The organism is Pseudomonas petrae (genome assembly GCF_021728295.1).
In the GTDB taxonomy this organism is placed as follows: domain Bacteria; phylum Pseudomonadota; class Gammaproteobacteria; order Pseudomonadales; family Pseudomonadaceae; genus Aquipseudomonas; species Aquipseudomonas petrae.
Genome location: NZ_JAKJXE010000003.1, coordinates 389,598 through 402,700, shown reverse-complemented (window position 1 = coordinate 402,700; position 13,103 = coordinate 389,598). Strand labels below are relative to the sequence as shown.

Sequence of the window (13,103 nt, the reverse complement as noted above, 5' to 3'; positions counted from 1 at the left end):
TTATGAGCGCGAGTCAGTCAGTGCCCACGATGAAACGGTGATCAAGCGCCTTTTGCGGACGGCAGCTTGGAGACCAGGCGCAACGACACCGTCAGGCCTTCAAGCTGATAGTGCGGCTTCAGGTAAAACTTCGACGTGTAGTAACCCGGGTTACCCTCAACGTCCTCAACTACCACTTCAGCGGACGCCAACGGGTGCTGGGCCTTGGTGGTTTCGGTGGAGTGCGCAGGGTCACCGTCGACGTAGTTCAGAATCCAGTCTTGCAGCCAGCGCTGCATTTCATCGCGGCCTTTGAACGAGCCGACCTTGTCACGCACGATGCACTTGAGGTAGTGAGCGAAGCGACAGGTGGCGAACAGGTACGGCAGGCGAGCGGCCAGGTTGGCGTTGGCGGTGGCGTCCGGATCGTCGTATTCGGCCGGTTTCTGCAACGACTGAGCGCCGATGAACGCGGCAAAGTCTGTGTTCTTCTTGTGCAGCAGCGGCATGAAACCGTTTTTGGCCAGTTCTGCTTCGCGACGATCCGAGATCGCGATTTCGGTCGGGCACTTCATGTCCACGCCGCCGTCGTCGGTGGGGAAGCTATGCGCGGGCAGGTTCTCAACTTCGCCACCGGACTCCACGCCGCGAATCCGCGAGCACCAGCCGTAGTGTTTGAACGAGCGGTTGATGTTGACGGCCATCGCATAGGCTGCGTTGGCCCAGGTGTACTTGGCACTGTCGGCGCCGTCGGTGTCTTCTTCGAAGGCGAAGGCCTCAACCGGATCGGTCTTGGCGCCATACGGCAGACGAGCCAGGAAGCGCGGCATGGTCAGGCCGATGTAACGCGAGTCCTCGGACTCACGCAGCGAGCGCCAGCCTGCGTATTCAGGAGTGGTGAAAATCTTGGTGAGGTCACGCGGATTGGACAGCTCCTGCCACGAGCTCATGCCCATCACGGTCGGCGAGGCCGCGGCGATGAACGGCGCGTGCATGGCTGCGCAGGTCTTGGACAGCTCGCCCAGCAGTTCCACGTCCTGTGGCGACTGGTCGAAGTAGTAGTCGCCCACCAGACAGCCGTAAGGTTCGCCGCCGAACTGTCCGTACTCTTCCTCGTACATCTTTTTGAACAGAGGGCTTTGATCCCACGCCGTGCCCTTGAATTTCTTCAGGGTCTTGTGCAGTTCCGGCTTGGCAATGTTCAGCACGCGGATTTTCAGTTGCTCATCGCTTTCAGTATTGTTGACCAGGTAGTGCAAGCCACGCCAAGCGCTTTCCAGCTGTTGGAACTCGGGGTGGTGAATGACCTGGTTGACCTGAGCGGTGAGCTTGGCGTCGATGGCGGCGATGATCGACTCGATCGAGGTGATGGCGTCGTCGGAGACCAGATCGGTCTGTGCCAAGGCTTGCTCAGCCAAGGTGCGCACAGCCGTCTCGACGGCTTCGCGCGCGCGGTCGGTCTTGGGTTTGAACTCTTGCAGCAGCAGCGAGGCGAACTCGTTGGCTTCTTCGGTGCGGCCCGACGGGGCCTGATTATCACGCAGTAATTCGGTCATGATCGTTCGTCCTGATTAGGCTTTCGGCTCGGAGTCCTGGGGTTTTGGCGCACTGGCCAACGCCTTGAGCAGGGCCGGATCCTTGATCGCTTTCATGATGATTTCTTCTGCGCCGGTCTTGCCATCCATGTAGGTCAGCAAGTTGGCCAACTGAGTGCGCGCTTCCAGCAACTGCCTGAGCGAGTCGACCTTGCGCGCCACGGCGGCAGGGCTGAAGTCATCCATGCTTTCGAAGGTGATGTCCAGGCTCAGATTGCCTTCGCCGGTCAGCTCGTTGGGCACGTGAAACGCGACTCGCGGCTGCATCGCCTTGAGGCGTGAGTCGAAGTTGTCGACGTCGATTTCCAGAAACTTACGGTCCGCTACAGCGGCCAAAGGCTCGGCAGGCTTGCCGGCCAGGTCCGCCATGACACCCATCACGAAAGGCAGCTGGACCTTTTTCTCGGCGCCGTACAGCTCAACGTCGTATTCGATCTGAACCCGTGGTGCGCGGTTGCGCGCAATGAATTTCTGAGAACTGGTGTTCGCCACGTTGCTCCTCCTGGTCGCTGCTGCGACGTAATTGGCGTCATCGGTATTGGCCGGTAACGGGGTTGCGGGGTCTTGGCCGGGGCGGGCTCGCGATGCAGGCGAGCAGCGTTACTCGGCGTCGGGCCCTCGCAGGTTTTCGAACTGCGACATACCGTCGGGAATCAGATTGCGCACAATCGCCTCAAAGTCAGCGTTGACCAGCTGTTTGGCACGGCTAAGCAGCATCGGCAAGGGGCTTGAAGGCTCATGGAGTGCGTAGTAGGCAAGGATGCGATCAAGGCTGCGCACGACATCGTCGCGGTTACCGATCTCTGCATTGCCCCGTGCCGCAACCGAGGCCGCGGCCGTTTGGGCCTCAGGCTGAGCGTCGACAATCTCCTGGCAAGGTGAGTGGACTTCAGCAAAAGCCGGCGCGTATTCACCCAGAATATGCAGCGCCTGTTTAAGCGGCTGCTTGAGGGCGGACAGGTCCACGCCTTGTGCCGAGCCCACCTGTTGCGAGACGTACTGTTCGATGGCATGGGCCGCGTCGTGAGCTTCCTGCAACGCTGAGCGAAGGGCGCTCAGTTGCTCGGGGTCACTGTCACGCAGGGCGCCGGCCAGCTCTTCGGGTTTGAGGTGTTCGTCACTAAAGGTCTGCAGACCACTGGCATTCAGGGCTGCGCGCAGACTGATCGAACCGAAGGTGCGTGAACGGGCCAGCAGGCTCTCGCGCAGCAACCGAACGTTGGTTTCGCAGGCGATACCCGCCAGCGCATTGATGCGCACGGTAGGGTCGTTATCGTCTTGGGCGTCGAGTTGCGGATGCAGCGTGGCCCAGTATTGGCCGAGCAGGCTATTGATCAGGGTCAGGACGTTGGCCAGCCCGGCAAAGCCGTCCAGGGCCAAGGCGCTCTGTAGCAGGAAATGAGTGACGCGAAGGTCTTTGCTGCGCTGAAGAAGGGTGGTGCTGGACTGTTCGATCTGTCGCCAGTTCGGGGGTTCTGCCTGTTGCACGGCGTCGCCCATGGAGCGCTCAGGCTTCCCTTGAGCGTCGCGTTCCAATTGCAGGAAATCGGCGTCGTATTCCAGGTCCTCGCCACAGGGAGAGTTCGCTGACACAGCGGCGAGCAACAACGGAACATCCACCAAAATCGATCTCCTTATCGGTCGCATGCACATCAGAGCAATAAAAATTTTAATTAGAGCAAGGGAGGAGCAAATGCGGCGTTGTAAAGCCTGTGATGCCACATAGGCGTCATATGTCTTTAAACGGATGTCATTTTTGGTGTGGAACTTACCCTTTGTCAAGGTAAGCTATACGCCCTTTGGGTCGGATGTGATACAGACGGCAGAATGGATGAGCGCAAGGTCGACCTGTGGACGACTGTCATTCAACTGTGTCTAAAATTGGGAAAAAGCCAGAAGCTGGTCTTTATCTCACTTTTATTGAGCGTTTTCTCACAATATTCGGTCCTGGGTCTTAGGGAGCTGGGCCTCGAACCGTGGTCCGAGAAGTGTAAGCAAGGAGGCGCAGTGTCGCTCTGTCTGACTATTACCAGCTATCACAAAATAACCCCCGGACAACTCCCTGAGAAGTCGATGGACAAAGGGGTGATGGCGATTGGCCGTAGTCTGGAAAACGACTGGGTACTTCCCGACCCTGAGCGCTTGGTGTCCGCCAAACATTGCGCTATTCAGTACAAGGACGGTCGGTACTACTTGACCGACTACAGCACTAATGGTGTTGAGCTGGTCAAGGCCGGTATTCGCCTGCGTCGCGGCAACAGCGAATGGCTTGAAGACGGCGAAGTTATCCGTATTGGCGACTACGAAATTGGCGCGCGTATTGATGCTGATTCAACGCTGGCCGACTCCAGCCCCTTCGGTCTTGAGGCCTCCAGCAGTTTTGAGGCACTGATGGGGCGCCAGAACAGCCCAACCCCCCTCACCAACGACGCACCTGCGACGGCCCACTTTAAAGGCGGTGCTGCGCAGGACACGTTTCCCGATCTGTTCGATTTTCTGACCCCGGCCAGTGTTCCACCTGCGACCCAGTCGGATCACGTCCCGGTCGAACGTCATGATTTTCGCCCCCCCATCCCTCAGGCACTTGGCGCGCCCGTTATGACGCCCGCGTCGGCGTCGAATGTCATCCCTGATGATTGGGACTTCTTGTCGGATGTCGCCGCGAAGCCACTGCCGTTGGCCGTTGCGCCTGTGGTGCCGGTCGTGCCTGTTGATGTGGCCCCAGCGTTCACCGTTGATCCAGATCCGGTGCAGATGCCTGCCGTTGAGCGCGTTGAGCCCTCAGTGCCGCCCGCGATCAGCGGTTGTGCAGACCTTCTTCACGCTTTTTTGCGCGGGGCAGGGCTCGACCAGTTGCGCATCGACCCGGCGCAAGCCCAGGCCCAGATGGAGTTAGTCGGTCGCAGCTATCGGTTGATGGTGGAAGGCTTGATCGATGTGTTGCGTGCCCGCAGCAGCCTTAAAGGCGAGTTCCGGATGCAGCAGACCATGATCAGCCCGGTGGAAAACAACCCGTTGAAGTTTGCGCCGAATGTTGATGAGGCACTGCTGTTGCTGCTGCGCCACGGCAATCATGCGTTTATGTCGCCGGACCTCGCCATTGCTGACAGCTTTGATGATCTGCGTGCGCACCAGTTGGCGGTGATGGCAGGTGTGGAGGCGGCGATCAACGCGCTGCTCAAACGTTTCGAACCCTCCCAGCTTGAGGCGCGTATGGGCAAGCCCGGCGCGCTGTCGAACCTGTTCGGTTCGCGTCACGCGCAGAACTGGCAGCAGTTCACCGAACTGTATGCGCAGATCTCCCGCGAAGCAGAAGAAGACTTTCAAGACCTGTTCGGACGTGAGTTCAGCCGCGCCTACGAAGAGCACAGCACCCGACAGCGGCGATCCTGAAGCGCAGCGGCACCCGGAAAAACGGAAATACAGTCAGCACGTCATGAGGACGCAGGATGTTTGGAAAAGTGGTAATGGCAGCGTCCATCGCGTTGTTGTTGGCAGGGTGCGCCAAGAACGGGCAGACGCCACCGTCCGCCGACGCGGTTGAGAAGGGCGCGGATGCGGCGACCGTTGAGCTGCACTTCAACGCGGTCGCTGGACTCAATCCTGGCGCCAACGGTCAGCCCGCGCCTGTGCGCGTGCGTATCTTTGAATTGAAAAACACGGCCAGTTTCTTGCGCGCCGATTATTTCGCGTTGGCCGAGCGTGCCCAGGCAACGCTGGGTGCCGACCTGATTGATCAGGACGAAGTGCTGGTCCAGCCGGGGCAGCAACTGACCCTTTCTCGCGACCTCAACAGCACCACGCGCCAGATCGGGCTGGTGGTCGGCTATCGCGAAATCGACCAGGCTCAGTGGCGCACTGTTGTCAGTGTCGCGCCACGCAAGGTCGGTACTTTTCACATCGGTCTTGATGCCCGCGCGGTGACCAGCGCTCCGGCAGCTACCCCCACTCGTCCCGCCCAATAGGCAATCGGAGAATCCATGTCCTGGAACAATCGTGTGGTCTGGTCGGAAGGCATGTTCATTGGAACACAGCACTTTCAGCAGCATGACCGCTACCTGGAGAACCTCATTGATGCGCGCAGTCGCCCGCTGTCGGCCGGGGCGTGGGGGTTTTCTGAGCTGTTGCTGGACCAAGGGCTTTTGGCGCAGGGCAAGTTGGCGATTGTCTCGGCGCGCGGCTTGTTGCCCGATGGCACACCGTTCAACATTCCCCATGATGACTTGGCGCCCAGCCCGCTGAACATCGACGACAACCTGCGTGATGGTCTGGTTTATCTGGCGCTGCCACTCAAGCGCGCGGGCCAGCGTGACACGGTGGATGAAGGAGAAGCGGTGGCGAGTGCACGCTTTGTCAGCCAGGTGCGCGAAGTGCGCGACGACAATGCGCCGTTTGAAAATCGCGCGCCGGTAGCGGTGGGGGCGAGGGCCTTGCGTCTGGTCACTGAGCGTGACGGCTTGAGCGACTATGCAGCGATCGGCCTGGCGCTGGTAAAAGAAAAACGAGCTGACCGGGCGTTGGTCCTTGATGAGGCCTACATCCCGCCCGTGCTTGACGTCGCGGCGTCCAGGTTGCTCGCGACTTTTCTGGGCGAACTGTCTGGGCTGCTGCATCAGCGCGGTGAAGCGCTGGCGGGCCGCGTGGTCGCATCGGGTGCCGGTGGCGCTTCGGAAATTGCGGACTTCTTGCTGCTGCAGCTGGTCAATCGCGCGCAGCCGTTGATCAATCACCTGAGCCAACTGACCCCGCTGCACCCTGAGCGCTTATACAGCGAACTGGTGAGCCTGGCGGGCGACTTTGCGACCTTTTCCAGTGCAGGGCGTCGCCCGCAGGCCTTTGTCCGCTACCAGCATGATGACCTGGCCCTGAGCTTTGCGCCGGTCATGCTGGCATTACGTGAGGCACTGTCGATGTTGATCGACAGCAAGGCCACGCCGATTCCGATTGTTGAAAAAGCCTACGGCATTCACGTGGCCATGCTCGCCGACCGTAACCTGATCGACAGCGCCAGCTTCATCCTGGTGGTGCGGGCCGACATGCCCAGCGAAGCGTTGCGCGGGCGTTTCGGCCAGCAGAGCAAAGTCGGCTCGGTGGAGCACATCCGCGACATGGTCAATTTGCAGTTGCCAGGCATTGGTCTTCTGCCTCTGCCGGTGGCGCCACGGCAGATTCCCTTCCACGTGGGGTCCACGTACTACGAACTCGACCGGGGCAGCGAGCACTGGAAAGAACTGATGAATTCGGGTGGTTTCGCGTTCCATGTGGCCGGTGAATTCCCGGGCCTGAACCTGGCTTTTTGGGCGATCCGAGGATAAACCGCGATGTCTTCCAACGATGATCCTTTTGGCCCTGGCACGCCGGCCAACGACCGCACGCAGTTTATGCCGCGCCCCGGTGGCCGCGATCCGCAATCTGCCGAGCGCAGTGAACCGCTGCCGCCCCTTTCTGTGGCGGCGCCCCCCCTGCCAACCGGCAAGTCGCAGGGCCTGAACCCGCTGGAGGCCGCAGCCGGTCCGCTGCTGGCATTGCTCACGCGCTTGCGCAACACCATTGCTCACCCGGCCCCGGCCAGTTTGCGCGCGCAACTGCTCGCTTACCTGCGCCAGTTCGAAGAGCGTGCGCAGGCGGCCGGTGTGGCGCGCAACGAGGTGCTGCTGGCGCGCTATGCATTGTGCACCGCGCTGGATGAAGCCGTGCTGAGTACACCGTGGGGCAGCGCCAGTGAATGGGGCAAGCAGAGCCTGTTGATCACCGTGCACAACGAAGCCTGGGGCGGTGAGAAGGTCTTTCAGCTGCTGGAGCATTGCTTGCAAACGCCCCGCGAACGTCTGCATCTGCTGGAGATGCTGTACCTGTGCATGTGCCTTGGTTTTGAAGGTCGCTACCGAGTGATGAGGGATGGCCGTAGCCAGCTTGATGCCTTGCGCGAGCGCACCAGTGCGGCAATTCGTACGGCGCGCGGCGAGATCGAGCGCGAGTTATCGCCGCATTGGCGTGGCGTGACGGTGGCGCGTGATCGCCTGTCGCAATTCATGCCGCCTTGGGTCGCTGTCGCCATCGGCGTAGCCCTGTTGCTGCTGTTGTTGTTCGGCTTGCGTCTGAAGCTTGCGTCGGATGCAGAGCCGGTCTTCAAAAATATTCATGCACTGGGCGAGATCCCCGTGCAGGCCATCACCCCGGCCGTGGTCCAGCCTAAAGTCATTGAGCGTCCGCGCCTGGCGGGCTTTTTGGCTGAGGACATCAAGGCTAATCGCGTGGCGGTGGAAGATGCGGTGGATCGTTCGGTGGTGACCATCCGCGGCGACGAATTATTTGCCTCGGCAAGCTCAACCATTGTCGACGACTACCAGCCTCTGATGCTGCGCATTGCTGATGCCATTCGCAAAGTCAAAGGCCAGGTGCGAGTCACCGGGCACAGCGACAATCGGCCTATTGCCACGTTGCGCTTCCCGTCCAACTGGGCGCTGTCTCAGGCCCGTGCCGAGCAAGTGCTGCAAATCCTGGCAGCCAAAACAGGCCAGCCTGAGCGCTTCTCCGCAGAAGGTCGCAGCGACACCGCGCCGGTGGCGCCCAATGCAACAGCCGAAGGACGGGCGAAGAATCGCCGCGTTGAAATCACTGTGTTGGCGGAGGGGGTTGAGTGAAGGCGTTTCTCGGTTTTATCGTTCGCTGGGTCGTGCCTGTTCTGGGTCTGATTGCCCTTAGCCTGATCATTTGGTTTGTTGGTCCGCTGCTTGACGTGCTGGTGTCCGAAGGGCGGCGCTGGACACTGATCATTGTGCTGTTCGCCGTCTGGATCGCCTGGCGAGTGTTTCGCATCATCCAAGCGCGTCGCCATGCCGCGCAGGTGATGCAAAGTCTGGCCGCTGAAACGGCGCCAGACCCTGCCAGCGTCGCCACCGCCGAAGAGCTGGCCACGCTGCGCCAACGCATGGATGAGGCGCTCAAGCTGCTCAAGCACGCGCGCCTGGGCGGCGATGAGCGGCGCAATCTCTATGAGTTGCCTTGGTACGTGATCATTGGTCCGCCCGGTGCGGGCAAGACTACGGCTCTGGTTAATTCCGGGATGCATTTTCCGCTGGCAGCGCAGATGGGCGCCGGTGCGATTCGTGGCGTGGGCGGTACGCGCAACTGCGACTGGTGGTTTACCGACCAAGCCGTGCTGCTGGACACAGCAGGCCGTTACACCACCCAGGACAGTCACGCACAGGTCGACAAGGCCGCGTGGCTGGGCTTCCTCGACCTGCTGAAAAAGCAGCGCTCACGCCGCCCCATCGACGGCGCGTTCATTGCGATCAGTCTGTCTGATCTGCTGCTGGGCAGCGAAGCTGAGCGTGCGGCTCACGCGGCGGCTATTCGCTTGCGCATCCAGGAGCTGTATAGCCAGTTGGGCGTGCGCTTCCCGATCTACGTGATGCTGACCAAACTTGACCTGGTGCCGGGCTTCATGGAGTTCTTCGATGCCCTGAGCAAAGAGGAGCGCGCGCAGGTGTGGGGCATGACCTTCGCACTGGACAATCCCAAAAACACAGAGGGGCCGATCGGGCATTTCCTTGACGAGTTCGCCTTGCTTGAGCAGCGCCTGAACGCGCGTCTGGTCGAGCGCTTGCAGCAAGCGCGTGACCCGGCACGGCGTGACCTGATTTACGGTTTTCCGCAGCAGTTCGGAGCCCTCAAAGATACGCTGCAAGCGTTCCTCGACGGTGTGTTCAAACCCAACGCGTTTGAAGACCGTGCGTTGCTGCGCGGGGTGTATTTCACCAGCGGTACGCAGGAAGGCAGCCCGATTGACCGACTGATCGGAGCCATGGCCCAGAGCATGAGCCTGGACCGTCAGCACCTGGCGCGACAGACCGGCACCGGTCGCAGCTACTTCATTGAAAAGCTGTTCACGGCGGTTGCGTTCGCCGAGCGTGGGCTGGTGGGTGTAAACCCCAAGGTCGAACGTCGACGCAAATGGCTGGCGCGTGCTGCATTGGCTGCCACCGTTGCAGTGGTGGTGTTGGTCAGCACGCTTTGGGTGATCAGTTACCGCGCCAACCAGGCCTACATCGCCCAGGTCGACCAAAAAGTCGCGCCACTGGGGCAAAGCGTACAAAGCCTGAGCCCCGCGCAGCGTGATGTGTTGGCGGTGTTGCCACTGCTCAATGCGGTGCGCAATCTGGCAGGCGATGCCCCTGCCATGTCACAGGGATTGGGTTTGTATCAGGGCGACATGCTGCAGGCTGAATCGGGCAGCGTGTACCGCAAGCTGCTGATTGCGGTCTTCGCGCCGCGACTGGTCACCCGGATTGAAGAGCAACTGCACAGCGGCGGCAGCTCGGACTTTCTCTATGAAGGGCTCAAGGCGTATCTGATGCTCGCCGACAGCGAGCATTTCGATCCGGACTTCATCAAGGCCTGGGTCACGCTGGACTGGGACCAAAGCCTGCCGCGTGACCTGCCGCCCGATCAGCGCCAGGCACTGGGCGAGCATTTGCAGGCGTTGTTTGAGCGTCATCCACCCAATGCGCGACTGGACCAGCGGCTGATCGACGACTTGCGCCGTCAGTTGCAACAACTGCCCGTGGCGCAACGCGTGTATGACCGAGTCAAGCGCCAGAAGCTGCCGGACGGCGTCACAGACTTCCGCATGAGCGAAGCCGCCGGGCGTGATGCCGCCCTGGTGTTCGCCCGCAAAAGTGGCAAGCCGTTGAGCGCGCCACTGAGCGGCTTTTTTACAGCTAAGGGTTACCGCGATGCGTTTCTGGCGACCAGCTTGAGCCAGGCCGGGACGTTGGCCGAAGAGCAATGGGTGCTGGGGGTGGAGCCTGCTGATCAACAGAACGTCGCCAGCCTGGCCGCGGATGTGCGCCGTTTGTACTTTCAGGACTACCAACGCCAGTGGGATGCGTTGCTTGCAGACATCGACTTTGTGCCCATCACCAGCGTCGCTCAAGCCTCTGACGTCTTGCGGGTGATTTCCGGGCCCACCTCACCGCTGAAAAAGCTGCTGGTGGCGGTGGCCAACGAAACCAACCTGCAACAAGGCGAGAAGCTCATCGCCGAGCAGGCCAAGAAGGTCGACGGTGGCGTTGACCAGCTTAAGCAGCGCCTGGGCTCGATGCTGGGGCAAGAACAAGCCAGCAATGCCGTTGCGGCTGTCGTAGCAGAAGACCCGGTCAGCGTCCATTTTGCCGAACTCAATGCGTTCGTCAGCAAGGGCGAGGGTGAGCCTGCCGCCATTGACGGCCTGTTGGCCGACATGAATGCGCTCTATGTACAAGTCAGCGCCATGGCGGGCGCCAGCGGTGAGGCCCTGCTGGGCGAAGCGAAAAACTCAGCCAGCGTTGCGGCAACGCGTGTCAACCTGACCGCGGATCGCGAGCCGCCAGTGGTCAAGGGACTGGTCAAGTCGGTGGTCAGCTCCACCACCAACACCATGATGGGCGGGGTGCGCAATCAACTGAACGCTGCTTGGATCACTGATGTGGTGAACGTGTATCGCCAGTCGCTGAGCGGTCGCTATCCGTTAGCGCCGGGTAGTGCACGCGATGCCACGCTGGATGACTTTGGTCAGTTTTTCGGGGTGGGCGGGGTGATGGATAACTATTTCCGCAAATACCTGCAGGACTACGTGGACACCTCAGCATCGAGCTGGCGCTGGCAGCCGGGCGCTGCTCAGAAACTGGGCATCAACGCGTCAGTGTTGCAAACCTTCCAGCGTGCTGCGGCGATTCGCGACGCGTTTTTCCGCTCAGGTGGTGTGCAGCCTTCGGTGCGCTTCGAACTCAAACCGGTGGCGATGGACGCTTCGATCACGCAGTTCTTGCTTGATCTGGATGGCCAGCAAATCAGTTATGACCACGGCCCTAGCCGCCCTGTCGCGATGCAATGGCCCAACGCTGGCAGCATCGGCGTCGTGCGCCTGTCGATCTCTCCCCCTGCGGCCAGTGGTCGTTCCGGTATCACGCTGGACGGTCCGTGGGCGTGGTTCCGTCTGCTGGAGCAGTCGGATCTGGTGTCAGCCGGCTCGCCCGACCGTTTCAACTTACGTTTGCGGGTCGACAGCGCCAGCATCTCGTATGAGCTGCGCGCCAACAGCGCCTTCAATCCGTTCAAGAACCGTGTATTGAGCGGCTTCAGCCTGCCGGAGCGGTTATGACCATGCCGGGCTTTTACGGCAAGCTGGCCAGCCGCGGCGACTTCGTAAGCCGTGGCCTGGCACAGCATTTCATTCAACCGTGGGATGCCTGGCTCTCGGCGGGTCTGCAGGTCAGCCAGCAGCAGTTGGGCCAAGCGTGGCTTAACGCCTATTTGGTCAGCCCACTATGGCGTTTCGTTGTGGCGCCGGGTGTCTGTGGCCCTCAGGCTGTGGCCGGGGTGTTGATGCCCAGCATTGATCGGGTGGGGCGCTATTTTCCGCTCACCGTTGCACAGGTGATCGAGCCAGACCAGTCGTTGGCCGCGTTAGTGAGTGCGCCGCAGCAATGGTTTGATCACGTCGAAGCATTGATGTTGGCGACCCTGGAGCCTGGTGCTGATTTTTCAGCCTTTGAGGACGGCCTCTCAACCCTGGGATGCCTGCCGACGATCAGCGCCGAGCCAGTGAGCCACTTTGCCGGTCTGCAGCGTACCGACACCACCGACCCGCAAACCCGTCAGCGCGTGCTGGCTGAACTGGCGTGCACGCGGGCCAGCCTTTGGTGGGGCAATGGATCACAGCACATCGCGGCAGGGCTCATGCGCTGTCAGGGCCTGCCTGAAGCCAGGGAATTCGGCAGCTACCTGCTGGGACAAGGGACGTCGATCTAGATGCCTGCATTCGCTCAACACATTCAATACCGCAGCGCCAGCTACAGCCATGTGGGCATGGTGCGGCAGATCAACGAAGACGCGTTTCTGGAGCTGCCTGAAAACGGCCTGTGGGCGGTCGCGGACGGTATGGGCGGGCACGCAGCGGGTGATTACGTTGCCAGCCTGATCGTCGACAGCTTGCGTCGTGCATCACCCTTGGACACGTTAGCGATGTACACCCTAGCGCTGCGCGCAGCGCTGGTCGAGGTCAATGCGGCCGTGCGCGAAGAAACCGTTCGGCGTGCGGTGAGCATGATGGGCAGCACAGTCGTTGCGCTGGCGGCGCAAGGCAACCAGGGCGTATGCCTGTGGGCCGGTGACAGCCGTCTTTACCGTCTGCGTGACGGTGAGTTGCAGGGTATTTCCCGAGACCACAGTTACGTCCAGGACTTGCAGGACAGCGGGTTGCTTAGCGAAGCCGAAGCCCGGGTGCACCCGCGTGCCAATATCGTCACGCGGGCCATCGGTGTGGCAGACGCGCTGGATCTGGGGATCACTCATCTGGATATCCTGCCGGGCGATACCTTGTTGCTGTGCAGTGACGGCCTGAACAAGACCGCCGAAGACCACGAAATTCGCGATGTGCTAGGCCACGCCGACCCCTATCAGGTGGTTCGCAGCCTGGTGCATCTGGGACTTACCCGGGGCGCCCCCGACAACATCACGGCCATCGTCGTCAAAGCCTCTTGAAGA

10 protein-coding genes are annotated in these 13,103 nt (G+C 60.9%); 7 read left to right on the top strand and 3 right to left on the bottom strand.

Annotated elements, in window-relative coordinates; genetic code table 11:
- Nucleotides 1-41 precede the first annotated feature (41 nt).
- The 3 genes from tssC to tssA all read right to left on the bottom strand — a co-directional run bounded on the left by tssC (nucleotide 42) and on the right by tssA (nucleotide 3,194).
- The gene (tssC, locus tag L4G42_RS07535) at nucleotides 42-1,535 is read right to left on the bottom strand and encodes a type VI secretion system contractile sheath large subunit (protein WP_237252805.1); all 1,494 of its coding nucleotides are present in this window, start codon (nucleotides 1,533-1,535) and stop codon (nucleotides 42-44) included.
- Nucleotides 1,536-1,550: 15 nt separating this feature from the next.
- Complete coding sequence (tssB, locus tag L4G42_RS07530) at nucleotides 1,551-2,066, bottom strand: type VI secretion system contractile sheath small subunit (RefSeq protein ID WP_205485926.1); 516 nt, start codon at nucleotides 2,064-2,066, stop codon at nucleotides 1,551-1,553.
- Nucleotides 2,067-2,174: 108 nt separating this feature from the next.
- Entirely contained in the window at nucleotides 2,175-3,194 is a 1,020-nt protein-coding gene (tssA, locus tag L4G42_RS07525) for a type VI secretion system protein TssA (RefSeq protein ID WP_237259755.1), read from the bottom strand.
- Between the two features lie 387 nt (nucleotides 3,195-3,581).
- Here tssA and tagH point away from each other — a divergent pair, with 387 nt between their 5' ends.
- From tagH to L4G42_RS07490, 7 genes are read left to right on the top strand one after another with little or no spacing between them, the layout of a single operon-like run.
- Nucleotides 3,582-4,967, top strand: coding sequence for a type VI secretion system-associated FHA domain protein TagH (tagH, locus tag L4G42_RS07520; RefSeq protein WP_237260731.1), 1,386 nt, complete (start codon nucleotides 3,582-3,584; stop codon nucleotides 4,965-4,967).
- Between the two features lie 56 nt (nucleotides 4,968-5,023).
- The gene (gene tssJ, locus L4G42_RS07515; protein WP_237252809.1) at nucleotides 5,024-5,539 is read left to right on the top strand and encodes a type VI secretion system lipoprotein TssJ; all 516 of its coding nucleotides are present in this window, start codon (nucleotides 5,024-5,026) and stop codon (nucleotides 5,537-5,539) included.
- Between the two features lie 15 nt (nucleotides 5,540-5,554).
- Nucleotides 5,555-6,889, top strand: coding sequence for a type VI secretion system baseplate subunit TssK (tssK, locus tag L4G42_RS07510; protein ID WP_237252811.1), 1,335 nt, complete (start codon nucleotides 5,555-5,557; stop codon nucleotides 6,887-6,889).
- A 6-nt stretch (nucleotides 6,890-6,895) separates the two neighbouring features.
- Nucleotides 6,896-8,218 (top strand): DotU family type VI secretion system protein, encoded by a 1,323-nt coding sequence (locus L4G42_RS07505; RefSeq protein ID WP_237252813.1) that lies wholly within the window; start codon nucleotides 6,896-6,898, stop codon nucleotides 8,216-8,218.
- The gene (gene tssM, locus L4G42_RS07500; RefSeq protein WP_237260715.1) at nucleotides 8,215-11,718 is read left to right on the top strand and encodes a type VI secretion system membrane subunit TssM; all 3,504 of its coding nucleotides are present in this window, start codon (nucleotides 8,215-8,217) and stop codon (nucleotides 11,716-11,718) included. The genes L4G42_RS07505 and tssM overlap by 4 nt, the downstream gene beginning before the upstream one ends.
- Nucleotides 11,715-12,368, top strand: a complete 654-nt coding sequence (tagF, locus tag L4G42_RS07495; protein ID WP_237252817.1) for a type VI secretion system-associated protein TagF — start codon at nucleotides 11,715-11,717, stop codon at nucleotides 12,366-12,368. The genes tssM and tagF overlap by 4 nt, the downstream gene beginning before the upstream one ends.
- Nucleotides 12,369-13,100, top strand: a complete 732-nt coding sequence (locus tag L4G42_RS07490; RefSeq protein WP_237252819.1) for a PP2C family protein-serine/threonine phosphatase — start codon at nucleotides 12,369-12,371, stop codon at nucleotides 13,098-13,100. It abuts the gene before it with no gap.
- Nucleotides 13,101-13,103: the final 3 nt, after the last annotated feature.